General features: G+C 62.5%; 23 protein-coding genes. 16 read left to right on the top strand and 7 right to left on the bottom strand.

Features of this window, described 5'->3' with window-relative positions; all coding sequences use genetic code 11:
* Positions 1-68: 68 nt before the first annotated feature.
* Complete coding sequence (locus tag ATY79_RS27435) at positions 69-1,043, top strand: threonine/serine dehydratase (RefSeq protein WP_088693289.1); 975 nt, start codon at positions 69-71, stop codon at positions 1,041-1,043.
* A 28-nt stretch (positions 1,044-1,071) separates the two neighbouring features.
* Here the strand turns inward: ATY79_RS27435 and ATY79_RS27430 are convergent, their stop codons facing one another.
* Entirely contained in the window at positions 1,072-1,869 is a 798-nt protein-coding gene (locus ATY79_RS27430) for an SDR family oxidoreductase (RefSeq protein ID WP_088693290.1), read from the bottom strand.
* Positions 1,870-1,988: 119 nt separating this feature from the next.
* On the opposite strand from ATY79_RS27430, the gene ATY79_RS27425 reads away from it, so the two are divergent.
* Positions 1,989-2,933, top strand: a complete 945-nt coding sequence (locus ATY79_RS27425) for a GlxA family transcriptional regulator (protein ID WP_088693291.1) — start codon at positions 1,989-1,991, stop codon at positions 2,931-2,933.
* Here ATY79_RS27425 and ATY79_RS27420 read toward each other — a convergent pair.
* Entirely contained in the window at positions 2,924-3,850 is a 927-nt protein-coding gene (locus ATY79_RS27420; RefSeq protein ID WP_088705452.1) for a LysR substrate-binding domain-containing protein, read from the bottom strand. The two genes, ATY79_RS27425 and ATY79_RS27420, sit on opposite strands and share 10 nt — an antisense overlap.
* 108 nt (positions 3,851-3,958) lie before the next feature.
* Between ATY79_RS27420 and ATY79_RS27415 the strand changes: the two genes are divergently transcribed.
* The 3 genes from ATY79_RS27415 to ATY79_RS27405 are packed head-to-tail and all read left to right on the top strand — an operon-like array spanning position 3,959 to position 5,324.
* A complete protein-coding gene (locus ATY79_RS27415; RefSeq protein ID WP_088693292.1) occupies positions 3,959-4,378 on the top strand; it encodes a tautomerase family protein in 420 nt (139 codons plus the stop codon).
* Positions 4,375-4,776 carry a cupin domain-containing protein gene (locus tag ATY79_RS27410; protein WP_088693293.1) on the top strand — a complete coding sequence of 134 codons (402 nt, stop codon included), beginning with the start codon at positions 4,375-4,377 and terminating at the stop codon, positions 4,774-4,776. Before ATY79_RS27415 ends, ATY79_RS27410 begins: the two co-directional genes overlap by 4 nt.
* Positions 4,773-5,324 (top strand): DUF4865 family protein, encoded by a 552-nt coding sequence (locus ATY79_RS27405; protein ID WP_088693294.1) that lies wholly within the window; start codon positions 4,773-4,775, stop codon positions 5,322-5,324. The genes ATY79_RS27410 and ATY79_RS27405 overlap by 4 nt, the downstream gene beginning before the upstream one ends.
* A 4-nt stretch (positions 5,325-5,328) precedes the next feature.
* Here the strand turns inward: ATY79_RS27405 and ATY79_RS27400 are convergent, their stop codons facing one another.
* The 3 genes from ATY79_RS27400 to ATY79_RS27390 all read right to left on the bottom strand — a co-directional run bounded on the left by ATY79_RS27400 (position 5,329) and on the right by ATY79_RS27390 (position 8,020).
* On the bottom strand, positions 5,329-5,964 hold the full coding sequence (locus tag ATY79_RS27400; RefSeq protein WP_088693329.1) for a LysE family translocator: 636 nt from the start codon (positions 5,962-5,964) through the stop codon (positions 5,329-5,331).
* A gap of 131 nt (positions 5,965-6,095) precedes the next feature.
* On the bottom strand, positions 6,096-7,535 hold the full coding sequence (gene pyk / locus ATY79_RS27395) for a pyruvate kinase (RefSeq protein WP_088693295.1): 1,440 nt from the start codon (positions 7,533-7,535) through the stop codon (positions 6,096-6,098).
* Positions 7,535-8,020, bottom strand: a complete 486-nt coding sequence (locus tag ATY79_RS27390) for a DUF1036 domain-containing protein (protein WP_007802470.1) — start codon at positions 8,018-8,020, stop codon at positions 7,535-7,537. The genes pyk and ATY79_RS27390 overlap by 1 nt, the downstream gene beginning before the upstream one ends.
* Positions 8,021-8,218: 198 nt before the next feature.
* Between ATY79_RS27390 and ATY79_RS27385 the strand changes: the two genes are divergently transcribed.
* The 3 genes from ATY79_RS27385 to ATY79_RS27375 all read left to right on the top strand — a co-directional run bounded on the left by ATY79_RS27385 (position 8,219) and on the right by ATY79_RS27375 (position 9,682).
* Complete coding sequence (locus ATY79_RS27385) at positions 8,219-9,010, top strand: N-formylglutamate amidohydrolase (protein WP_088705449.1); 792 nt, start codon at positions 8,219-8,221, stop codon at positions 9,008-9,010.
* 11 nt (positions 9,011-9,021) lie between these two features.
* A complete protein-coding gene (locus ATY79_RS27380; RefSeq protein ID WP_088693297.1) occupies positions 9,022-9,327 on the top strand; it encodes a DUF1244 domain-containing protein in 306 nt (101 codons plus the stop codon).
* Positions 9,328-9,418: 91 nt separating this feature from the next.
* Entirely contained in the window at positions 9,419-9,682 is a 264-nt protein-coding gene (locus ATY79_RS27375) for a DUF2312 domain-containing protein (protein WP_007527482.1), read from the top strand.
* Positions 9,683-9,760: 78 nt separating this feature from the next.
* Here ATY79_RS27375 and ATY79_RS27370 read toward each other — a convergent pair whose 3' ends face one another.
* Positions 9,761-10,519, bottom strand: coding sequence for an alpha/beta hydrolase (locus ATY79_RS27370; RefSeq protein ID WP_088693298.1), 759 nt, complete (start codon positions 10,517-10,519; stop codon positions 9,761-9,763).
* Positions 10,520-10,914: 395 nt separating this feature from the next.
* On the opposite strand from ATY79_RS27370, the gene ATY79_RS27365 reads away from it, so the two are divergent.
* The 8 genes from ATY79_RS27365 (at position 10,915) to ATY79_RS27330 (ending at position 21,573) form a co-directional block, all read left to right on the top strand.
* The gene (locus tag ATY79_RS27365) at positions 10,915-11,532 is read left to right on the top strand and encodes an ANTAR domain-containing response regulator (protein ID WP_088693299.1); all 618 of its coding nucleotides are present in this window, start codon (positions 10,915-10,917) and stop codon (positions 11,530-11,532) included.
* Positions 11,529-12,740, top strand: a complete 1,212-nt coding sequence (locus tag ATY79_RS27360) for a CmpA/NrtA family ABC transporter substrate-binding protein (protein WP_088705448.1) — start codon at positions 11,529-11,531, stop codon at positions 12,738-12,740. The genes ATY79_RS27365 and ATY79_RS27360 overlap by 4 nt, the downstream gene beginning before the upstream one ends.
* 319 nt (positions 12,741-13,059) lie before the next feature.
* On the top strand, positions 13,060-14,322 hold the full coding sequence (locus ATY79_RS27355; protein WP_088693301.1) for a nitrate/nitrite transporter: 1,263 nt from the start codon (positions 13,060-13,062) through the stop codon (positions 14,320-14,322).
* An 18-nt stretch (positions 14,323-14,340) separates the two neighbouring features.
* Positions 14,341-16,791 (top strand): nitrite reductase large subunit NirB, encoded by a 2,451-nt coding sequence (nirB, locus tag ATY79_RS27350; RefSeq protein ID WP_088693302.1) that lies wholly within the window; start codon positions 14,341-14,343, stop codon positions 16,789-16,791.
* 4 nt (positions 16,792-16,795) lie between these two features.
* The gene (nirD, locus tag ATY79_RS27345; protein WP_088693303.1) at positions 16,796-17,131 is read left to right on the top strand and encodes a nitrite reductase small subunit NirD; all 336 of its coding nucleotides are present in this window, start codon (positions 16,796-16,798) and stop codon (positions 17,129-17,131) included.
* Complete coding sequence (locus ATY79_RS27340) at positions 17,131-19,788, top strand: nitrate reductase (protein WP_088705447.1); 2,658 nt, start codon at positions 17,131-17,133, stop codon at positions 19,786-19,788. Before nirD ends, ATY79_RS27340 begins: the two co-directional genes overlap by 1 nt.
* Positions 19,760-21,256 (top strand): siroheme synthase CysG, encoded by a 1,497-nt coding sequence (cysG, locus tag ATY79_RS27335; protein ID WP_088693305.1) that lies wholly within the window; start codon positions 19,760-19,762, stop codon positions 21,254-21,256. The genes ATY79_RS27340 and cysG overlap by 29 nt, the downstream gene beginning before the upstream one ends.
* Positions 21,256-21,573, top strand: a complete 318-nt coding sequence (locus tag ATY79_RS27330; RefSeq protein ID WP_088693306.1) for a hypothetical protein — start codon at positions 21,256-21,258, stop codon at positions 21,571-21,573. Before cysG ends, ATY79_RS27330 begins: the two co-directional genes overlap by 1 nt.
* Before the next feature lie 8 nt (positions 21,574-21,581).
* Here ATY79_RS27330 and ATY79_RS27325 read toward each other — a convergent pair whose 3' ends face one another.
* The gene (locus tag ATY79_RS27325; protein ID WP_088693307.1) at positions 21,582-22,697 is read right to left on the bottom strand and encodes an HPP family protein; all 1,116 of its coding nucleotides are present in this window, start codon (positions 22,695-22,697) and stop codon (positions 21,582-21,584) included.
* Between the last annotated feature and the right edge of the window lie 55 nt (positions 22,698-22,752).

Below are 22,752 nucleotides of genomic sequence, written 5' to 3'. Positions count from 1 at the left end.
AAGTCGTCGTTCACAAGCATCACGTGTGGCCCTATGCAGGGGGTGTACCATCATTCGAAAGAGTCTCCATGGCCAGCATTGAAATGATCGTTGCCGCCCGCGCCCGCCTGCGCGGACATGCGCGCCGCACGCCGCTTCTTTCCTCTCCGTTCATCGACGAAATTGCCGGCCGACGGGTATTCGTGAAGGCCGAGTGCCTGCAGCACACCGGCTCCTTCAAATTCCGTGGCGGCTGGTCTGCCGTTTCCGCGCTTGATCCCACTGTTCGCAGCCGCGGCGTCATTGCTTTCTCGTCAGGCAATCACGCTCAAGGCGTGGCGCTTGCCGCAAAGCTGCATGGCGTACCTTCCGTCATCATCATGCCGTCGGACGCGCCGAAGCTGAAGATCGCCAATACGCGGGCGCTCGGCGCGGAAGTCGTGCTCTACGACCGTGCCACGCAGGACCGCGATGCCATCGGCGCCGAGCTTTCGTCGGCCCGTGGGCTGACCCTGATCAAGCCTTTCGACGAGCCGCAGGTGATCGCCGGCCAGGGCACGACGGGTCTCGAGATTGCTGAGCAGGCAGAAGAGGAAGGCGTCAAGTCAGCAGAGGTGCTGGTGCCCTGCGGCGGCGGCGGCCTGTCATCGGGGATTGCGCTTGCCCTCGAAGCCAGCGCGCCGGCATTCCGCGTGCGCCCCTGCGAGCCGGATGGATTCGACGATTTCACGCGGTCGCTGGCATCCGGCAAGATCGAGCGCAACGCGACGATGACCGGCTCCATCTGCGATGCCATCATCACGCCGCAGCCCGGCAACATCACCTTCCCGATCCTGCAGCGTCTCTCGGGCGCCGGCATTGTCGTGACGGACGAAGAGGCGCTTCGCGCGATGGCGCTCGCCTTTGTCCGGCTGAAGATTGTCGTCGAACCCGGCGGCGCGGTGGCACTGGCCGCAGCGCTCTTCCATGGCGATGAGCTGGAAGACGACAACGTCGTCGTCGTTACCTCGGGAGGCAACGTCGACGCCGATATTTTCGCCGAGGCACTGGCCCGGCACGGATAGAGGCAGGCCAGGGCTGCCTCACCCTCACTTAGGCGGCTTTGTAGCGCGCCGCTGATGCCGAGCGCGACAGGTTCGGCGTCAGCGCCTGGCGAGCATCCTCGTAGGCCTTGAGCAATCCGGCATCCTCGAGAGCCGGGATCGTTGCGAATTCGCCCTGGTCAAAGCCGGCAAGGGCGGCGTCCACCATGTCTTCCGCCTGCATGACGATTTCGGTCGGCAGATGCTCGACCGGCGTGCCGGCTATGCTCCAGAATTCGGTCGCGGTCGCTCCCGGCAGCACCGCCTGGATGCGGATGTTCTTGTCCGCCAGTTCGTGCTTCAGCGATTGGCTGAACGCAAGAACGAAAGCCTTGCTCGCCCCATAGACGCCGTTCAGCACCTCGGGCGCGATCGCCACGATCGACGCGATGTTGATGATCGCGCCGCCACCACGGGCAACAAAGCCGGGCACGGCGGCATAGGTCAGCCGCATTAACGCCGTCACGTTGAGATCGACTATCGCCTGCATCTTGTCGACATCGGAGGCAAGCAGCGGCGCGGTGCCGCCGACGCCCGCATTGTTGACCAGAAGCGTGATGCTGCGATCGCTCTTCAGCGCCGTCTCGACGCGCGCCAGATCGGCCCTCTTGCCGAGATCGGCCGGAATGGTTTCAATCGTCCTGCCCGTTTCCCGGGTCAGCTTGGACGCAAGCTCCGAAAGCCGCTTTGCATTGCGGGCGACCAGAATGAGATCATAGCCGCGCTTTGCGAGCCGGTGAGCATAGATGGCACCGATCCCCGACGACGCGCCGGTAACGAGTGCGGTTCCTTTGTGCTGTTCGGTCATTGTCGTTCTCCGTGTTGGGCAACAGCGCCTGCTGTCGGCTTGCTGAGAGTCTTACGCCCGATTGCAAATGTCTTGAATGTCATATAAACCACCTTTTAGGACAAACGGAGTTCTGTGCCATGCAGCGCATAGCCGTCCTGCTCTTTCCCGGCTTTCAGATGATGAGCCTCGCCGCCATCTCCGCCTTCGAGTTCACCAATCTCGAACTCGGCGAGCAGGTCTACGACATCGCCTATCTCTCCGAGACCGGCGGACCAGTGCGAGGTTCCTTCGGCGTCACGATGGAGACGACGCGGTTCGACGAGCCCGCTTTCGATACGCTGCTGGTGTCGGGCGCCGTAGGCATCAAGCTGCCGACCCCAGGAGAAGGCGAATTCATCCGCAACGCGCTTGCCGCCTCCCGCCGCGTCGCATCCATCTGCACCGGCGCCTTTCTGCTTGCCGACGCGGGTGTCCTCGACGGCCGTCGCGCCACGACACATTGGCTCCTCGCCCGCGAGCTGCAATCGCGCTATCCCAGGGTCAGGATCGAGGAGGATCGCATCTTCATCATAGACGGATCCGTCTGGAGCTCGGCGGGGATGACGGCCGGGGTCGATCTGGCGCTTGCCATGGTCGAGAAGGATCACGGCGCCGATATCGCCCGCGCCGTCGCCCGCAAGCTTGTCGTCTATCATCGCCGCGCCGGCGGCCAGTCGCAGTTCTCCGCCCTGCTGGAGCTGGAGCCGAAATCGGACCGCATTCAGAAGGCTTTGGCGCATGCGCGCGGCAACCTGAAGAACACGTTGTCCGTCGAAGAGCTGGCAGAGGCAGCCGCGCTCAGCCCCCGCCAGTTCAGCCGGACGTTTCGCGCCGAGACTGGGCAATCACCGGCCAAGGCAGTGGAGAATCTGCGCCTCGAGGCGGCTCGCCTGATGATGGAACAGGGCCGGCATCCGATCGACGTCGTTGCCGCCGAAACAGGCTTCGCCGATCGCGAGAGGATGCGCCGCGCCTTCCTTCGTGCCTTCGGCCAGCCGCCGCAGGCGATCCGCCGAAACGCCCAGCGCGAATATCAGGCATAGGCTTTCGCAACCGGCTGGACGGCCGATGGTACGGTGTCGGTGATAGCCTCCCGGACCGATTGCAGCATGATGGACGCAAGCAGCGCCGTCGCCGGTCCGGGCTCTGCTTCGGCGCGATGCAGGACGAGGCCGAGCGAGGGAAGGTCAGGCAGGCCGGCGTCGTTCGCGACAAGCGGCTTCACCTTCCGCGGCAGGCCAATCGGTGTGCGGATGCTGATACCGAGGCCGGCAGCCGTCGCCGCCCACAATCCGCCGAGGCTCGGGCTGACGAAGGCAAGCCGCCAGGGAATGCCTGCGGTATCGAGCGCCTTGGTCGCCGCCGTTCGCAACAGGCACGGAGCCTCGAGTGAGGCAAGCGGCACCGGCTCGCTGCCGAGCCGCCAGTCGACCGCCCCTTCCGCCGGCCCGATCCAGCGCATCGGCACTCCGGCGATCTTCTCGCAATGCGGCGTCAGCGTGCCATCGCTCCATGCCAGCGCCAGGTCAAGCTTGCCTGAGGTGACGCGCTCGATCAGCTCGACATTGCGCACCACCCGCGCCTCGATGCGGACCTTCGGATGCGCACGCGCAAAGCGGCCGAGCACGTCGGGCAACAGGGTTTCGCCGAAATCCTCCTGCAATCCGAGCCTGACCCAACCCTCGAGCTCGATGCTCTGCACGGCTGCGGCCGCCTCGTCGTTGAGCTCGAGCAGCCGGCGCGCGTAAGCCAGCATCGTCTCGCCGGCATCGGTGAGCGCAAGACCGCGTCCCGCCTTGCGGAAGATCAGCGTGCCGGCCTGCTCCTCCAGCTTCTTCAACTGAGCGCTGACGGCCGAGGTCGAACGGCCGAGCCGGTCGGCCGCCCGCGCGAAATTGCCGAGCTCCATTCCGGTCGCGAAGGTCCTGAGCACATCGAGATCGAAGATCGTCCGTCGCATCACCATTGTCCTGCTTTTACGGATCATTAGTTCATTTAATTCTGATTTTCTGCATTATCGTGGCGTGCGATGCTCCTCCTGTCAAGAATTCACTCAGAGGAGGCCGTCATGCCTTTTGTTCGTATCTCTCTGCTGCGCGGCAAGTCGCCGGAGTATCTTCGCGCCGTTTCGGACAGCATCCATCGTGCCATGGTCGAGACATTCAATGTGCCGCCTGCCGACCGTTTCCAGGTCATCCACCAGCATGAACCGGGCGAACTGATCTTCGACCCGACCTATCTCGCGGGGCCGCGTTCCGACGACTTCGTGCTTTTCGCCATCACCGCCGGGAAGCCTCGCTCGACCGAAACCCGACAGGCCTTCTTCAAGCGAGCCGCCGAACTTCTCCTGCTATCGCCGGGCATCCGGCCGGAAGACATCATGATCGTCGTCACCACCACGTCACCGGATGAATGGTCGTTCGGCGATGGAAAGGCGCAGATGAGCGAACCCGGCTGGGAAGCCCGCGCCTTCGGGAGCGCCGCATGATAGGCAACCCTGAACGAATGACGGTCCAGCGTCCGGGCAATGCCGTCCGCTCGCCCGTCGATATTGCCACTACGCCCTTCTGGGTCGAGATGCTGCTGGAAGGCGCTGCCGATGGCGAGAACACCGCGATGCGGGCGAGCCTCGATCCCGGTACGATCACGCGCTGGCACACGCATCCGCTCGGGCAATTGCTCTATGTTCTATCGGGCAAGGGTCTGGCGCAACGCGAGGGCGGCGCGGTGGAGGAATTGCGCGCCGGAGATGCCGTCTGGTTCGCCGCCGGCGAAAAACACTGGCATGGCGCGACGGACGACAGCCCCTTCAGCTACATCAGTATCCAGGCAACCGAGACCGGCCGCATCGTCGACTGGCTGGAGCCGGTGGAGATTCTCTCATGATGGCGATGCAGTACAGCTTTACCCTGCCGGCCGATTACGACATGTCGATCATCGACCGGCGGATCCGCGACAAGGGACCGATGCTCGACGGATTTTCCGGTCTCGGCTTCAAGGCCTATCTCAGCGCCCGCAAGGGTGAGTACGGATCCCGCGAAAACCTCTATGCGCCCTTCTATTTCTGGCAGCAGCCGGAGCGTGCCAGCGACTTCCTCACCAGCCCCGGCTTCGAAGGACTGACGCAATCCTTCGGCTGGCCGCAAGTGAAGACCTGGATTGTCTGGCACGCGGAAACCGCGCCTTCGCCAGCAGAAGCGGGCTTCGCCACGGAGGAGACAATCACCATCGAGCCCTACTCCTCGCTTGCAGAGATCAGAGACGAGGAAATCAGACGAGCGCAACGGGAAGCACGACAGGCTGACGTCGTCGCCTCGGTCTCGGCCTTCGAGCCGACGAACTGGACGGCACTACGCTTCAGCCTGCATCGCTCCGCACCGCTAATCGCGGGAGCCGGTCAGATCTATCGTGTCGGGCACGTATCCCTGCCCTAGAGCGTCAGGTCGTTGCCCGTCGGTAGAGCGCAAGCGACCCCGCCAGCGCCAGCATCGCCCCGCCGCAGGCGCGCTCCAGCCAGACCGCGCCCGCCGCCTTCAGCAGGCGGACGGCCTGCGAACCGAAGACCGCATAGCCGAGCATGATCAGAAAATCGAGCGACGCAAAGACCACCGCCAGCACCGCATACTGCGTCGCCTGCGGCAGCGCCGGATTGATGAACTGCGGCAGAAAGGCCGAGAAGAACAGGTAACCCTTGGGGTTGGTGACGGCGACCATGAAACTCTTGAGGCCGATCGAAAATGCGGTTCCGCCGGTCATCTCGTTTTCCGGTTTCAGCGCCGCATTGAAGCCGCCCTTCGTGCGCAGCATCATGATCCCGAGAAAGGCGAGATAGGCAGCGCCCACATATTTCAGCATCGAGAACCAGAATTCCGACGCCGCGAGGAGCGCGCCGAGACCGATCGCCACGGCACCGAGGAGCACGAAGTCGGACAGCACCGCGCCGATCATGCCCGGGATCGCCCGGCGAACGCCGTAGCGCGAGCCGTTGGTCATCGCCAGAAGCACCGTCGGCCCGGGCGTCGCAATCGCGACAAAGGATACGGCCACGAATGCGAGAAGTGTAACAATGTGCATGATGCCCTCCCGAACATGGAAGTCGACCCTTGCATGTGCGCTCGCCAGCCGCAAGACGCCCATGGTTCACGACAGCAAAAAGCCCGCAGCCTGTTAAGGCAGCGGGCTCTGTGAATGGTGGCTAGTGCGCCTCAGACGCCGCTCTGGCCGTCGGAGCCGATATAGGCGATGCGCAGCATGTTGGTGGCACCCGGTGTGCCGAGCGGCACACCGGCCGAGATGATGATGCGGTCGCCAGGCTTGCCGAAGCCTTCGTCGGCAACGATGCGGCAAGCACGGTTGACCATGTCGTCGAGGTCGGTCGCATCATGCGTGACAACGCAGTGCAGGCCCCAGACGATGGCAAGGCGGCGAGCCGTCTGGATGACAGGCGACAGCGCCAGGATCGGCACCTGCGGACGCTCGCGCGAGGCGCGGAGACCGGTCGTGCCCGACGACGTGTAACAGACGATAGCCGAGAGGCGCAGCGTTTCGGCGATCTGGCGAGCAGCAAGCGAGATCGCGTCGGCGCCGGTTGCTTCCGGCTGCGCGCGCTGCGCGTAGATGATGCCAGGATAGTGCGGCTCGCGCTCGATGGCGCTGGCGATGGAAGCCATCGTCGCGACGGCTTCAATCGGGTAGTCGCCGGATGCGGATTCAGCCGACAGCATGACGGCGTCGGCGCCTTCAAAGACAGCGGTTGCGACGTCGGAGACTTCGGCGCGCGTCGGAACCGGCGCGGTGATCATCGATTCCAGCATCTGCGTTGCAACGACAACCGGCTTGCCCGAACGGCGGCAGGCACGGATCAGCTGCTTCTGGATGCCCGGCACGGATTCGAGCGGCATTTCGACGCCGAGGTCACCACGGGCAACCATGAGTGCGTCGGAGAGCTCGATGATTTCCTCGATGCGCTCGATCGCCTGCGGCTTCTCGATCTTCGACATGATGCCGACGCGACCGCGCGCGATCTTGCGCACCTCGGCCAGATCTTCCGGGCGCTGCACGAAGGACAGCGCAACCCAGTCAACGTCATCGGTTTCGAGAACCGCTGCAAGGTCGGTGCGGTCCTTGTCGGTCAGAACGCCGACGGTCAGCAGCGTATCGGGAAGGCTGACACCCTTGCGGTCGGAGATCTTTGTGCCCGAAATGACAGTGGTGACGATGCTCTTGCCGTCGCACTTTTCAGCGCGCAGGGCGAGCTTGCCGTCATCGATCAGCAGGCGGTGGCCGGGCTGTACCGATTCCAGGATTTCCGGATGCGGCAGGAATACGCGGGTGGCGTCGCCGGGAACATCCCTGTTGTCGAGCGTAAAGGTGTCGCCCGGCTTCAGATCGACCTTGCCTTCGGCGAACTTGCCGACGCGCAGCTTCGGGCCCTGCAAATCGGCGAGGATGCCGATCGGACGGCCGGAGCGGGCTTCGACGGCGCGGATACGCTTGATCAGCGTGCGCATCACGTCATGGCTGGCATGGCTCATGTTGATGCGGAAGACATCGGCACCTGCCTGGTGCAGCTTCTCGATCATCGATTCCTCGGACGAGGCGGGTCCGAGGGTGGCTAGGATCTTAACTTTGCGGTTGCGCTTCATCAATTCGGGCTTTCTTGGGTGCCGGGAGTGTCGGAAAGTTGAACCATCCAGCTGCCCTGGCGGCCCGTGTCATATTCCTTGAACCCCATCTTTTGATAGCCACGGGCGTAGCAATCATTGACTCCCGTGATCTTGAACTCGTTTTCTGCTACGCACATCTGCACGTCACCCGTCCATCGGCCTCCCCGGGCAGCGTCTTCGGCGTAGAGATAGTAGTATCGGGACTGCAACTCCCCTTCGATCAGCGTCGCGCAGGTCGTCGCCGGCACTTGCCACCAGCCTTCCGTCATCCAGCCATCCTTGGCTCGATATCCGATCGCCACGCCCACCAGATTCTGCGTTCCGTTGCACACACGGAAATCCGCGCGGGCCACATCGGCAATGAAGAACGGCGAGAACGCCGCAAGAACAAAAAGGGCAAAACGGGCAAGCGGCCCGGAACGCGTAAGGAAACTTGGCGCGGTCTGGATCAACACGACTTCCAATTGGCTCCCGGTTATTCGTTGTTTGTGCTTTCTTGCGCTGCCTCCCCGCGAATGTCAACGCAATGCTAATCGATTATATTCTGTATGGCCAACCGCAGTTAGGCCTCACCGGAGCCATTGCTTGCCAAGCGCGCTTGAACCCGCCCGTGGCCCGTGCGATCAGAGGCAGCCCCGTAACTGCGATCGGCCATTTTCCTCATGAGCACTTTCAAATCATTCGAACTACTAGCCGGCAATCATGACAGAGGCATGGTGCTGCTCGGCGATCACGCGATGAACCGGCTGCCGGAGCGCTATCGCAGGCTCGGCTTGCCGGACAGTGCATTCGAGCGCCACATCGCTTATGACATCGGCATCGAGGGACTCGTGAGGAACTTGTCGGCGAGCCTCGGTGTGCCGGCAGTGCTCGGCGGCTTTTCGCGCTTACTGATTGATCCCAATCGTGGTGAGGACGACCCGACACTGATTATGAAGATATCAGACGGCGCGATCGTTCCGGGCAATCATCCGATCACCGCTGAGGAGTGGAATTACCGGATCGAAACGTTTCACCGGCCCTATCACAAGGCCGTCAGCGAAACGATCGACAAGGTAGCGAATAAGACCGGGAACGCGCCGCTCGTTCTCTCGCTTCATTCCTATACGCCGATCTGGAAGCACTTCCGTCGCCCTTGGCACGCCACCGTTCTGTGGGATACCGACCATCGCGCAGTCGCCCCCCTGCTTGATATGCTGCGCAGCGATCCCGATCTCGTGGTGGGTGACAACGAGCCTTATGACGGCGCGCTGAAGGGCGATACAATGTATCGGCATTGCATGCTGACCGGCATTCCGCACGCGCTGCTTGAGGTGCGCCAGGATCTGATCGGCGACGAGCCGGGTATTGCCGCATGGGCAAACCGTCTCGCGCCGATCTTCGAGACCATGAATGCCGATCCGGCACTGCACGAGTATAATGTGCATGTGTCGCGCACCGGTCCGTACGAATAAAGGAGACCGAGATGGCCGCCCTGACAAAACAACAACAGACCGAATTCGAGGCTGCGGCTTTTCGCCGCCTCGTGGAGCATCTGCGTGAACGCAGCGACGTCCAGAACATTGATCTGATGAACCTGGCGGGCTTCTGCCGCAACTGCCTTTCGAATTGGTACCGCGAGGCCGCCGAGGCCGACGGAGTTCCGCTCTCGAAGGACGAATCGCGCGAAATCGTCTACGGCATGCCGTATGACGATTGGAAGAACCTCCACCAGAACGACGCCTCGGCGGAGCAAAAAGCAGCGTTTGAGCTGAACAAGGCGCACAAATAATTCCTGTGCGTCTCGAATCGGCTTGACCCCGGGCACGCTTCGCGGCAGTCAACGCCATCCGAATTTTCCCACCCCTAATCAGGAGAACACGATGTCTGATGCTCATGGCGTCGCCCGCGATCAGCTTCGCGCCTTTGTCGAGCGCATTGAACGCCTGGAAGAAGAAAAGAAGACCATCGCCGACGACATCAAGGACGTCTACGGCGAAGCCAAGGGCATGGGCTTCGACACCAAGATCCTCAAGAAGGTCGTTGCGCTGCGCAAGAAGGATGAGCAGGAGCGCATGGAAGAAGACGCAATCCTCGACACCTATCTGCATGCGCTCGGCATGATCGAAGCGCCGCCGGAAGGCTGATCGTTTCACGTCTTATCTTCAAAGCCGCCGATATTCTCTCGGCGGCTTTTTTTGTATGCTAGCGGGGCGTGGCAGATCTTATCTGCCTGCTTCCTTGGCGGCCTTCTCGATCACGTCGGCAACCTTTTTCGGCTGCGAGGCGAAGACGGCGTGGCTGGACTTGATCTCGGTGACCACGCTTCCGGCGCGCTTTGCCATGGTCCGCTCCAGCTCAGGGTTGATGGAGCGATCCTCGGTCGCCACGATGGACCAGCTCTTTTTCGTCCGCCATGCGGGATCACCGACTTTCGTGCCAAAGACCTCCTTGGCGGCAAAGACCTGTGATTGCGCGACGAAGGCCGCTTCGGCCTTTGGCAGGTCGGCGGCAAAATCGGCATGAAAGACGCTTGGGTCGAGATAGAGATATTTGCCGTCCTTGGTTTCCTTGATGCCTGTTCCAGCCGGTGGCTTTGAGCCCGCAAGAGTGGCCACGTCTTCGCCCTTGTCGGGCTGGAAGGCCGCCACATAGACAAGTCCCTCGACGTGCGGGTTGCGGCCGGCTTCCGTAATGACCATGCCGCCATAGCTATGTCCGACCAGCAAAGTCGGCCCATCTTGCAGGTCCAGCACGCGGTTCGTTGCGGCAATGTCGTCGGCGAGCGAGGTCAGAGGCTCCTGCACGACAGTAACCTGAAAGCCGCGCCGCTCCAGGATTTCGGTAGCCTTGCGCCAGCCGGACCCATCGGCGAAGGCGCCGTGAACGATGACGATGTTCTTGATTTCCGCAGCTTGAGCCGCATAGGCGATGACGCTCGTGGCCAGCGCAAGTGCGAAGGTGGAAACGATACGGCGATTCATGCGGTCACTCCTTTTAATTTATGGCATACCGGGCCCGAAATGATCGAGCGGCGCGGCTGAGGTTGAAAGGCGTGGGCATCTGGTCTGCGCGACGTGTCGCTGATATGTCGGGCTCCATCGTGAAATGTAACGCACTGTAGGACAACTCAACCGGTGCAGAATTGCGTGGGGACGCTTCGTCAGCCGCTCTCGCAAATGCCCACAGAATAAGCATGAATACAAACTGCTTGATTTTGAGGCGACATTCGCGCATTCAATGGCGCCATGAGGGGCTTCGACCTTGGCCTCAGAGATCATAGAGCAACACAACCACAGCATGGCACCTTTCGCGATACCAAAGCCGACGCTATCTCATTTTGCGCGCATGCCCGACATCACCAACCGGCGGTAGATCCGTGGCCAACCGTTCTTCCAAGCCTGGCGACCTCAATGTCCTCGTCATAGACGAGAACAGCATCCGCGCGTCGATCATCGAGGTTGGCCTGCGCGAGGCGGGCTACGACAACGTCACGATCATCGACGACATGAACGGCCTTGCGCGGCGCATCATGGAGATCAACCCCGATGTCATCGTGATCGACATCGAGAACCCGAACCGCGATATGCTGGAAAGCATCTTCCAGATTTCCCGCGCGGTGAAACGCCCGATTGCAATGTTTGTCGACAAGTCGGACGAAGCTTCGATCGAGGCCGCCGTCGAGGCTGGCGTTTCCGCCTATATCGTCGACGGCCTGAAGCAGGAGCGTGTACGTCCGATCCTCAAGATGGCGATCAGCCGCTTCAATGCCTTCTCGCGCCTGAACCGCGAACTGGAAGAGACGCGCGGCGAACTGGAAAACCGTAAACTGATCGACCGCGCCAAAGGATTGCTGATGCGATCCCGCGGGCTGACGGAAGACGAAGCCTATGCGCTCATGCGTCGAACAGCCATGAACCAGAACAGGAAGATCGTCGAGATCGCCCAAAGCCTGATTACCGCCGCAAGCCTTCTGGATCCAGGAACCGACGCATGACGAGCACACATCAGATCACCGCCGGCTTCCTGCCGCTTCTCGACAGCGCACTTCTGGTCGCCGCCAAGGAAAAGGGCTTTGCGGCAGAACAGGAAATCGAGCTAACGCTCGTGCGCGAACGCTCCTGGGCAACAATACGCGACCGACTTGCTGTCAGCCATGTCGACGTGGCGCATATTCTCGCGCCCATGCCGATCGCCTGCAATCTCGGACTGACCGCACCTGCACCGCGCATGATCGTGCCGATGGCGCTTGGACTTGGCGGCAATGCCGTGACCGTCTCTGCCGACCTCTGGAGCGAGATGGCCGAATGCGGCGCCTCGCCTGATCTCGATGCCCGCGCGAGCGGTCTCGCCTTGCGGCAGATCATTAATCGTCGGAAAGGCGAGCGTCTGCGCTTCAGCGTCGTGCACCCCTATTCTGGTCACAACTACGAACTGCGCTACTGGCTGTCTGCCAGCGGCATAGATCCCGACGAGGATGTGGAGATCGGCATTCTGCCTCCGCCCGATATGGCTGACGCGCTGACTGCAGGCCTCATCGACGGTTACTGCGCCGGCGAGCCGTGGAACACGCTCGGCGTGCTTCACAACCACGCACACCTGGCGACGGTGAAGGCGGCCATCTGGAAATCGAGCCCGGAAAAGGTGCTTGGCGTCAATAGCCGCTGGGCCGACGGTCACCCAGAGGCTTTGGCAGCCCTCCTGCAGGCACTCTACACGGCCTCCCTGTGGTGCGCGGACAACCGCAATCACGAAGAGCTTGCGAACCTGCTGGCGAAGCCCGCCTATGTCGATCGGCCCCCAGAAAGTCTGCTGCCTGCATTGACCGGCCTCCTGCGCATCGGCGGGAGAGAAATGCTGAGCATCAAGGACTTTTTCGTCCCCAACGCCAAGGCGGCGACGTTCCCTTGGAAGAGCCACGCCCTGTGGTTCTATACGCAGATGGTTCGCTGGGGACATATCCGGCACACGGCTGAACACCAGCAGATCGCCAACGACACCTACAGACCCGACATCTACCGAAGCGCATTGAAGGCTCTTGACGTCGCCATGCCGGCCGCAAGCTCCAAGGTGGAAGGCGCACTGAGAGTCGCGACGCCGGTCGGCTCGAGCGGCACGCTGACACTCGGGCCGGACGGTTTTTTCGACGGCGGTCTGTTCGATCCCGCTGACGTTGATAGCTATATCGCCAGCCAGGCCCGCTAGCGCGTGCTTATTTTATGCGCATTGCACAATTTTTAGAGCGATTACCGCACATGCGTTAGAGCTACAAATGCTCGTCTCGTTTGGTAGATTTGAGCTTAGTCATTTAAAAACAACGCCTTAATAAAACTGGCACGGCCCTTGCTTTGCTATAAGCAGGCCAAGAGGCCAAGAATTCGGTGTCCAACGATGGGCGCTCACAGCAAAGCCGCTGATCAGGATACCCCGCGCACCTCCCGTATATGCGCGCCCTGACCAGCGGCTTTTTGTTTTTAACCCCTAGCGATGGATTGGCACGACCTTGTCGGGCCCCGGAGAAGCTATGTCTGTCATCAGGAACACGCAGTCCATGTCCGCCGGCGAACCAGCCAAAGCATTGTGGATGTCCACGATTGCCTTCACCCTCTGTTTCGCCGTCTGGACGATCTTCGCGATCATCGGCATCCGCATCAAACAGGAGCTTGGTCTGAACGAGGCCGAGTTCGGCTTGCTGGTCGGCACGCCAGTCCTGACCGGTTCGCTCGTCCGCATCGTCCTTGGCATCTGGACCAGTCGTTACGGCGGCCGCCTCGTCTACACGCTCACCATGCTGGCCGCCGCCGTGGCGACCTTCCTCCTCTCCTATGCCCATACCTATACGCAGATGCTGATCGCCGGGCTCGGCGTTGGACTCGCCGGCGGCTCCTTCGCGGTCGGCGTCGCCTATGTCTCGCCCTTTTTTCCGGCGCAAAAGCAGGGAACGGCGCTTGGCATCTTCGGCGCCGGCAATGTCGGCGCCGCGGTGACCAAATTCGCAGCACCCTTCGTTCTGATCGCCTGGGGCTGGCAGGCCGTTGCTCAGATCTGGGCCGTCGGCCTGGCGCTGATGGCAATCGTCTTCTGGTTCACCACGACGGATGATCCGGCCTTCCGTCTTCGCCGCGAAGGCAAGCTCGCCTCCAAGAGCCTGGCGCAGGAATTCGCGCCGCTGAAGAACGTCCAGGTCTGGCGCTTCTCCCTCTATTATTTCTTCGCCTTTGGCGGTTTCGTTGCCCTGTCGCTGTGGCTGCCCCGCTATCTGGTCGGCGTCTACGGCTTCAATCTCGAAGTCGCCGGCATGGTCGCTGCCGCCTACTCGATTCCCGGCAGCATCTTCCGTGCCTTCGGTGGCGTCGTTTCCGACAAGAAGGGCGCCCGCAGCGTGATGTATGTGATGTTCGCGGTCGCGGCCGTCGCGACGCTCATCCTGTCGCTCCCGGCTGCCGGGTCCGGCGCCGCAATTGGCATCACGCCTGGCGTCTTCATCGTCGTCATCTTCGCGCTCGGCTTTGTCATGAGCCTCGGTAAGGCGGCCGTCTACAAGCACATCCCTGCCTACTACCCCGAAAGCGTCGGTGCGGTTGGCGGCATCGTCGGCATGATGGGCGGCCTTGGCGGCTTCATCCTGCCGATCGCCTTCGGCCTGCTCAAGGACATGACCGGCCTCTGGTCGAGCTGCTTCATGCTGCTCTTCGCGATTGTCGTCATCTCGCTCATCTGGATGCACCTGTCGGTCAAGCAGCTCGACCGCCAGGGCCTCTCCGCACAAGCCGTCGCTGCGACCTGATCTGAGGACTTGAAAACTATGACTGAGAAGCTTGTCATCATCGGCAACGGCATGGCGCCCGGGCGCATGCTCGAGCACCTCTTCGAAAAGGCGCCGGACCAATATCAGGTCACGATCTTCAACGCCGAGCCGCGCGTCAATTACGACCGCATCATGCTCTCGCCGGTTCTGTCCGGCGAGAAGGAATATGAAGAGATCATCATCCACGGCGATGGATGGTACATCAAGCACGGCATCACCCTCTACAAGGGCCACAAGATCATCAAGATCGATCGTGCTGCCAAGACGGTCACGTCGGATCACGGCGTCACGGAAAGCTACGACAAGCTGGTGATCGCCACCGGCTCCGTGCCTTTCATCATCCCAGTACCCGGCAACGATCTGCGCGGCGTCATCACCTACCGCGACCTCGACGATGTGCAGGCGATGCTGCTTGCCGCCCAGTCTCGCGAGAAGGCGATCGTCATCGGCGGCGGGCTGCTCGGCCTCGAAGCAGCGGCCGGCCTTGCCTCGCGCGGCATGGATGTCACCGTCCTGCACGTGATGCCGACACTGATGGAGCGCCAGCTCGATCCGGCTGCCGGCTACCTCCTGCAGAAGGCCGTGGAAGAACGCGGCATCAAGGTCATCTGCAAGGCCAATACCAAGGCGATCATCGGCAACGGCAAGGTCGAGGGCATCGAGCTCGATGACGGCCGCATCATTCCGGCGACCCTGGTCGTCATGGCGGTCGGCATCCGCCCGAGCGTCGGGCTCGCCAAGGACGCCGGCATTGCCGTCAACCGTGGTATCGTCGTCGATGACGGCATGCAGACCTCGGACGGCAGCATCATGGCGCTCGGCGAGTGTGCAGAAGTCGGCGGCATGGTCTACGGGCTTGTCGCACCGCTCTATGAGATGGCGCGCGTAGCCGCCTCCCATCTGTCCGGCGATCGCTCGGCTGCCTTCGTGCATTCGGACACGCCGACCAAGCTCAAGGTCACCGGCATCGAGCTCTTCTCGCTCGGCGACTTCGCCGATGGCGACGACCGTGAGGAAATCGTGCTGCGCGACGCCTCCGCCGGCGTCTACAAGCGCCTCGTGCTGAAGGACAACAAGATCATCGGCACCGTGCTCTACGGCGAAACTGCGGACGGTGCCTGGTTCAACGATCTTAAAAAGAAACAAACCGATATCAAGGAGATGCGCGAAACGCTGATCTTTGGTCAGGCCTACCAGGGAGGGTCACCGCTGGACCCTATGGCGGCCGTTGCAGCCTTGCCGGATGACGCGGAAATCTGTGGCTGCAACGGCGTATGCAAGGGCAAGATTACCTCGACGATTACGTCCAAGGGCCTGACGTCCCTGGACGACGTGCGCGCCCACACCAAGGCGTCCGCGTCCTGCGGCTCCTGCACCGGCCTTGTTGAAAAGCTGATGACGCTGACGCTTGGCGACAGCTACAACCCGACCGCCGTCCAGCCCATGTGCACCTGCACCGAACTCGGCCACGACGACGTCAGGCGCCTCATCAAGGCCAAGGGCTTGAAGAGCATCCCTGCCGTCATGCAGGAACTCGAATGGAAGACCTCCTGCGGCTGCGCCAAGTGTCGCCCCGCCCTCAACTACTACCTCGTCTGCGACTGGCCGGACGAATACGCCGACGATTACCAGTCGCGCTTCATCAACGAGCGCGTCCACGCCAACATCCAGAAGGACGGCACCTATTCCGTCGTTCCGCGCATGTGGGGCGGCGTGACGAATTCCAACGAACTGCGCGCCATCGCCGATGTCGTCGACAAGTTCGAAATCCCGATGGTCAAGGTGACGGGCGGCCAGCGCATCGACCTGCTCGGCATCGAGAAGGAAGACCTTCCGGCTGTCTGGGCCGATCTCGGGAAGGCCGGCTTCGTTTCCGGACAGGCCTACGCCAAGGGGTTGCGCACCGTGAAGACCTGCGTCGGCTCCGACTGGTGCCGCTTCGGCACGCAGGATTCCACCGGCCTCGGCATCCGCATCGAGAAGTTTATGTGGGGTTCCTGGACGCCTGCCAAGCTGAAGATGGCCGTCTCCGGCTGCCCACGCAATTGCGCCGAAGCGACCTGCAAGGACATCGGCGTCATCTGCGTCGACAGCGGTTTCGAGATCCATTTCGCCGGTGCTGCCGGCCTCGACATCAAGGGCACCGAGGTTCTCGGCCTCGTGAAGACCGAGGACGATGCCCTGGAGCATATCGTGGCGCTGACGCAGATGTACCGCGAGCAGGCCCGCTATCTCGAGCGCATATACAAGTGGGCGAAGCGCGTCGGCCTCGACGAAATCCGCCACCAGATCATGGGCGACGCCGACAAGCGAAAGGCTTACTACGAGCGCTTCGTCTTCTCCCAGAAATTTGCCCAGGTCGATCCCTGGTCGGAGCGCGTCTCCGGCAAGGACAAGCATGAGTTCAAGCCGATGGCGACCATCGGTTACCCGCAGGCCGCTGAATAAGGAGATGGACATGAATTGGATTTCAATCGGCGACATCTCCGAAATTCCGCTACGCGGCGCCCGCTGCGTGAAGACACCCCAAGGCAAGATCGCCGTTTTCCGCACGGCGGAAAACGAGGTCTTCGCCATCGAGGACCACTGCCCGCACAAGGGCGGGCCTCTCTCCCAGGGCATCGTGCATGCGAAGGCGGTCACCTGCCCGCTGCACAACTGGGTGATCTCGCTCGAGACCGGAAAAGCGCTCGGCGCCGACGAGGGCGAAGTCCGGACCATCCCGGTGCGCAACGAGGATGGCGCCCTCTACATCGCGCTCGAAAGCCTGCTGATGGCGGCCGAATGATGGAGAATGAGGTCAAGACAACCTGTCCCTATTGCGGTGTCGGCTGCGGCGTCATCGCCAAGCTCACCGATGACGGCAAGGTTTCCGTCAAGGGCGACCCGGATCACCCCTCGAACTTCGGGCGGCTGTGCTCGAAAGGCTCAGCGCTTGGCGAAACGGTCGATCTCGACGGACGCATCCTCTACCCGGAAATTTCCGGCGAGCGGGTGGAATGGGAACAGGCGCTTGACCTCGTCGCACAGCGGTTTTCGGATGCCATCAACGAGCATGGACCCGATTCCGTTGCCTTCTACGTTTCCGGGCAGCTGCTGACCGAAGACTACTACCTCGCCAACAAGCTGATGAAAGGCTTCATCGGTTCGGCCAATATCGACACCAATTCGCGGCTCTGCATGTCGTCTTCCGTCGCGGGTCACCGACGCGCCTTCGGCTCGGATACGGTACCGGGCACGTATGAGGACATCGAGCTTGCCGATCTGGTGATCCTCACCGGCTCGAACCTCGCCTGGTGTCATCCGGTCATCTATCAGCGGCTGGCGGCTGCCAAGCAGGCACGTCCCGGCATGAAGGTCGTCGTCATCGATCCGCGGCGCACAATGACCGCCGATATCGCCGATCTGCATCTCGCCATCCGCCCGGACAGCGATGTCGCGCTTTTCATTGGCCTTTTCGAACACCTGATCGCAAGCAACGCCATCGACCAGAATTACGTTGCCGAACATACCAACGGCTTTGCCGAGGCCTTTACGGCTGCATCAGGCGTCTCCTTCAACGAAGTACTGGAACTGACCGGCCTGCCGGCGATGCAGCTTCGCGAATTCTATCGGCTGTTTGCCTCCACCGAGAAGGTGGTCACCTGCTACAGCCAGGGCGTCAATCAATCCTCGTCCGGTACCGATAAGGTCAACGCCATCATCAACTGTCATCTCGCCACCGGCCGCATCGGCCGGCCCGGTATGGGACCCTTCTCGCTCACCGGCCAGCCGAACGCCATGGGCGGGCGGGAGGTCGGCGGGCTTGCCAACATGCTGGCCGCCCATATGGCGATCGAAAGTGCTGCGGATCGCGACCGCGTCCAGCGCTTCTGGGCTGCGCCGACCATTGCCGAAAAGCCGGGCTTGAAGGCGGTCGACATGTTCAAGGCCGTTGCTGACGGGCGCATCAAGGCGCTCTGGATCATGGCGACCAACCCCGTCGTTTCCCTGCCGGATGCCGACGCCGTCGAGGCCGCCATCAAGGCCTGTCCCTTCGTCGTTGTCTCCGACGTTCTCCAGGACACCGATACCGCGCGCCACGCCGATGTCCTTCTGCCCTCGCTCGGCTGGGGCGAAAAGAGCGGCACTGTCACCAACTCCGAGCGCCGCATCTCCCGGCAGCGCTCCTTCCTTGATGCGCCCGGAGAAGCGCGGGCCGACTGGTGGCAGCTGGCCGAAGTGGCTCGCCGCATGGGCTTTGCTCAAGCCTTCGACTTCGGCTCCAATGCCGAGATCTTCGACGAACACGCCGCCCTTTCCGCTTTCGAGAACAACGGCAATCGCGACTTCGATATCGGCGCATACGTCGGAATCAACCGTCAGTCCTATGATGAATTATCGCCTTTCCAGTGGCCGCAGCCTACTGGCCGTGAAGCAGATGTGACACGCTTCTTCGCCAAGGGCGGCTTCTACCACGCCGACGGCAAGGCACGCTTCGTCGCCGTCAAACCGGTCGCCTCGGATCGCACCAACGCCGATTATCCCTTCACGCTGAACACCGGCCGTATCCGCGACCAGTGGCACACGATGACCCGGACGGGCAAAAGCGCACGCCTCTCATCCCATATCGCCGAACCCTTCGCCGAGCTCCACCCGCGCGATGCGATCGAGATCGGTGTCGGCAACGCCGGTCTCGTCGAAATCGAAAGCCCGCACGGCAAGGCCGTGGTTCGTGCCTTGATCACGGAGCGCCAGGCCCGCGGCAGCATTTTCGTACCGATGCATTGGAACGATCAGTTTGCCGCGAAGGCTCGCATCGACGCCGTCGTAGCGCCTTTGACCGACGCGATCTCGGGCCAGCCGGCGTCCAAGAATGTTGCTGTCGCGGCACGGCGCTTCAAGGCGGCGCGCTACGGCTTTGCCGTTTCTGGGGCTAAGCCGGGTCACCTCGACGCGGCCTACTGGGCGCTCGCAAAGGCCGAAGGCGGCTGGCGGGTCGAACTCGCCTTCGAGCAGCCGGTCGAGGACTGGTGCGCGTGGTGCCGAACGACGTTCGATATCCCCAACGACGTCGAGCCGCTTGGCTATGCCGACCAGCAATCCGGCGATCTGAGGCTCGCCTTCTTCGACGGCAAGCGATTGCTCGCGGCGCTGTTCCTGGCCCGTGAACCGGTAGCGGTTGCCCGCAACTGGGCGATCTCTCAGCTCACAGCCGAACATACCAATCTGCGCAAGCGCTTCGCGCTCGTCGCCGGCCGCCCCGGTGCGGACAAGCCCGACCCGGGCGCCACCGTCTGCTCCTGTTTCGGTGTCGGCGTCAATCAGATCGTCGCTGCCGTTCGCGGCGGCTGCCACAGCGTCGAAGCCGTCGGCAAGGAACTCAACGCCGGAACCAACTGCGGCTCCTGCCGCGCCGAGATCAGGGGGATCATCGATGGATGTCTTGCAGCCGCCGCGGAGTGAAGCACCCGCCCGCATGGAGCCGCTTGCCAAGCTGCCGGTGTTCTGGGCGCTTGAAGGCAAGCACGTGATCGTCGCCGGCGGATCCGATGCCGCCGCGTGGAAGGCCGAGCTTCTCGCGGCCTGCGGCGCGGAGGTCCATGTCTATGCCGACGAGCTTTCCGACACCTTCGAAACGCTGATTCTGCGGGGCGCCGAACACCCGCAGGGCGGCTTCATTCATCACTGCCAAGCATGGGATGAAACGATCTTCGCGGGCGCAGCCATCGCCATCGCCGACTGTGAGAAAGACCACGAGGCGAAAGCCTTCTTCGACGCTGCCCGCATCGCCGGTGTGCCGGTCAACGTCATAGACAAGCCCGCTTTCTGCCAGTTCCAGTTCGGCTCGATCGTCAACCGCTCGCCCGTCGTCGTCTCGATCTCGACGGATGGTGCCGCTCCGATCCTCGCCCAGGCGATCCGCCGGCGGATCGAGACGTTGCTTCCGCAGACGCTGAAAGGCTGGGCGGGATTGGCACAGTCGCTGCGAGACCGGATCAACGAGCGGCTGGCGCCCGGCCCCTTGCGTCGCGCCTTCTGGGAGAAGTTCGCCGATCGCGCCTTTTCAAGTTTGGATACGCCGGAGGAGGGCGTCGGCGGGCAGCTTCTCAAGGAAGCCGAGCGGCTTCGGGAAGCGCCCGCCCACTCCAAAGGTCGTGTGACGCTGGTCGGCGCCGGCCCTGGTGATGCGGAGCTCCTGACTTTGAAGGCCGTTCGCGCCCTGCAGGCGGCCGACGTGATCCTCTTCGACGACCTTGTGTCACCGGAGGTACTGGAGCTAGCGCGTCGTGAAGCCAAGCGCATGCTGGTGGGAAAACGCGGCGGCCGCACGAGCTGCCGCCAGGAAGACATCAACGACATGATGGTCAAGCTCGCCAAGGCAGGCAAACGCGTCGTGCGTTTGAAGTCCGGCGATCCGATGATCTTCGGCCGCGCCGGCGAGGAGATCGCCCATCTCGATCGTGAAAGCATCCCCGTCGACATCATCCCCGGCATCACGGCTGCCAGCGCCATGGCCTCCCGCCTCGGGATTTCGCTGACGCACCGAGACCACGCGCAGTCTGTCCGTTTCATCACCGGTCACTCTCGCCACGGCGGCCTTCCCGTTGATGTCGATTGGACCGCAGTCGCCGATCCGCACACGACAACTGTCTTTTACATGGGAGGACGAACGGCACCGCTGATCGCCGATCGGTTGGTCGAAGAAGGACTGTCGCCTGAAACGCCTGCCATTGTCATCAGCGACGTCAGCCGCGCGACGGAGCGCGACTGGAGCGGCACCCTCGCAACGATCCCTGATGGGATCGCGCAGATCGGCTACGACAATCCCGTGCTGATCGCCGTCGGTAGCGCGCTTGCGGCACGCCAAACCCTCGCTCGCGACACAAGCGATTTCGACAGCGATCATCGCTTGGTCATGGGAGCGCGCTGATGCAGCTCCAAATGATCGCGCCCATCTTCCTCGTTCTTGCCATTGCCTTGAGCTGGCCGCGCTTCAGCAGCATCTTTCTCAGCGAAACGCAGATCGCGGTGGCAACCGCTCCACTCACCATGGTTGCCAGTGCCGTCAGCGTTTCCGCCCTCGGATTGGCCTTCGCCGGCAACGGGCCATGGCTCGGCATGCTGATCGCGGCGCTCGGCGCGCTCCTCGGTTGGGCGATGCGAACGCCAACGCCGTCGCTCGCGGTATCACTGGCCACTCTCAGCCTGGCCGCCTATCTGCAGTTTGGCCCGACCACTCTCTTCTAGCAACCATTTCAAGCGGCGCTTTGCGCCGTCTGTTCCGGCAGCATGTGGGCCATGGCACTCAGCAGGTCCGTTTGCGAGATGAGCCCGACCACCTGGCCGCCGACATCGACGATGACAACGGCGTGGGTGCGCCCATCCGTCAAATCCGGTAACAGGCTGATGGCGGGCGCATCAGGGGAACCGGTCACAGCCGCAGCGATATGACCGACAAGCCGCTCGGCGTGCATCAATTCCCGCAGCCCGACCGTCCCGACCAATCGCCCGCTGCCATCCTTCACAGGCAGCGTCCGGATATTGTGCTTCAGGAGCAGAGCGCGCGCATCTTCCGCCGTGGCGTTCTCGCCGACCGCGATCACATCGCGCGACATGATGTCGGCGCAGCTGACGGTGCCATGAGAACGAACAGCAGCCTCGACCTCGACCTGCCGCAGCAAGCGGCTCAGGTCACCGCGATCGATATCGAAGGTTTCCTCGAACTTCGCCAACGCCGCATCGACGTCTTCCTCGCGGAAGCCAATCCGCACGGCAGATGGCGGATCGATCGTCTGATGCGTGTTGACCGGTGCCGGAACGGCGACATGCGGATAGTTTCGCCGCCCGAGCTTATGAAAAAGAATGCCGAGCGCGACCAGGATGCAGGAATTCAGCGCCACCGGCACGAACGGGAAAAGCAGCCCCCAGCTTGCCACCGCAGGCCCACCAAGCACAGCGGTCAGCGCCGCGGCACCGCCGGGCGGATGCAAGCAGCGTGTGAACGACATGGCACCGATCGCCAGCGAGACACCGACGCCGATCGCAATGATCGGCTCGTGGATGAAATGCGCCGCGAGAATGCCCATCATTGCGGAGATCGTGTTGCCACCAATGATCGACCACGGCTGCGCCAGCGGACTTGCCGGGACGGCGAAAAGCAGCACGGCCGAGGCGCCCATCGGCGCCACGATCAACGGCAGGTGCGAACCCTGCCCGAAGAAGTAGCCGCAGACCATGCCGGTCAGCGCGATGGCGATCAGCGCGCCAAGGCAGGCAAACATGCGCTCGCGCAGCGTGGCGCCGGCGAGGATCGGCGAAAACAGGCGGAAGCGGTGGCTGGGATCGGCCTTGGGAGTGCTGGAATTTGACATGATGAACCGGCAGTTTGTGAAACGAAGTCTTGGTAAAGAAACGGATACGAGCCGA

The sequence above is a fragment of the Rhizobium sp. R693 genome (assembly GCF_002211315.1).
In the GTDB taxonomy this organism is placed as follows: domain Bacteria; phylum Pseudomonadota; class Alphaproteobacteria; order Rhizobiales; family Rhizobiaceae; genus Rhizobium.
This window is presented reverse-complemented; position numbering and strand designations above follow the sequence as displayed.

Excerpts from the sequence above, each read along its gene's own strand:
- ATY79_RS27435 (WP_088693289.1), top strand. The coding sequence starts at position 69 with ATGGCCAGCATTGAAATGATCGTTGCCGCCCGCGCCCGCCTGCGCGGA.
- ATY79_RS27430 (WP_088693290.1), bottom strand. The coding sequence starts at position 1,869 with ATGACCGAACAGCACAAAGGAACCGCACTCGTTACCGGCGCGTCGTCG.
- ATY79_RS27425 (WP_088693291.1), top strand. The coding sequence starts at position 1,989 with ATGCAGCGCATAGCCGTCCTGCTCTTTCCCGGCTTTCAGATGATGAGC.
- ATY79_RS27420 (WP_088705452.1), bottom strand. The coding sequence starts at position 3,850 with ATGCGACGGACGATCTTCGATCTCGATGTGCTCAGGACCTTCGCGACC.
- ATY79_RS27415 (WP_088693292.1), top strand. The coding sequence starts at position 3,959 with ATGCCTTTTGTTCGTATCTCTCTGCTGCGCGGCAAGTCGCCGGAGTAT.
- ATY79_RS27410 (WP_088693293.1), top strand. The coding sequence starts at position 4,375 with ATGATAGGCAACCCTGAACGAATGACGGTCCAGCGTCCGGGCAATGCC.
- ATY79_RS27405 (WP_088693294.1), top strand. The coding sequence starts at position 4,773 with ATGATGGCGATGCAGTACAGCTTTACCCTGCCGGCCGATTACGACATG.
- ATY79_RS27400 (WP_088693329.1), bottom strand. The coding sequence starts at position 5,964 with ATGCACATTGTTACACTTCTCGCATTCGTGGCCGTATCCTTTGTCGCG.
- pyk (WP_088693295.1), bottom strand. The coding sequence starts at position 7,535 with ATGAAGCGCAACCGCAAAGTTAAGATCCTAGCCACCCTCGGACCCGCC.
- ATY79_RS27385 (WP_088705449.1), top strand. The coding sequence starts at position 8,219 with ATGAGCACTTTCAAATCATTCGAACTACTAGCCGGCAATCATGACAGA.
- ATY79_RS27380 (WP_088693297.1), top strand. The coding sequence starts at position 9,022 with ATGGCCGCCCTGACAAAACAACAACAGACCGAATTCGAGGCTGCGGCT.
- ATY79_RS27375 (WP_007527482.1), top strand. The coding sequence starts at position 9,419 with ATGTCTGATGCTCATGGCGTCGCCCGCGATCAGCTTCGCGCCTTTGTC.
- ATY79_RS27370 (WP_088693298.1), bottom strand. The coding sequence starts at position 10,519 with ATGAATCGCCGTATCGTTTCCACCTTCGCACTTGCGCTGGCCACGAGC.
- ATY79_RS27360 (WP_088705448.1), top strand. The coding sequence starts at position 11,529 with ATGACGAGCACACATCAGATCACCGCCGGCTTCCTGCCGCTTCTCGAC.
- ATY79_RS27355 (WP_088693301.1), top strand. The coding sequence starts at position 13,060 with ATGTCTGTCATCAGGAACACGCAGTCCATGTCCGCCGGCGAACCAGCC.
- nirB (WP_088693302.1), top strand. The coding sequence starts at position 14,341 with ATGACTGAGAAGCTTGTCATCATCGGCAACGGCATGGCGCCCGGGCGC.
- nirD (WP_088693303.1), top strand. The coding sequence starts at position 16,796 with ATGGACATGAATTGGATTTCAATCGGCGACATCTCCGAAATTCCGCTA.
- ATY79_RS27340 (WP_088705447.1), top strand. The coding sequence starts at position 17,131 with ATGGAGAATGAGGTCAAGACAACCTGTCCCTATTGCGGTGTCGGCTGC.
- cysG (WP_088693305.1), top strand. The coding sequence starts at position 19,760 with ATGGATGTCTTGCAGCCGCCGCGGAGTGAAGCACCCGCCCGCATGGAG.
- ATY79_RS27330 (WP_088693306.1), top strand. The coding sequence starts at position 21,256 with ATGCAGCTCCAAATGATCGCGCCCATCTTCCTCGTTCTTGCCATTGCC.
- ATY79_RS27325 (WP_088693307.1), bottom strand. The coding sequence starts at position 22,697 with ATGTCAAATTCCAGCACTCCCAAGGCCGATCCCAGCCACCGCTTCCGC.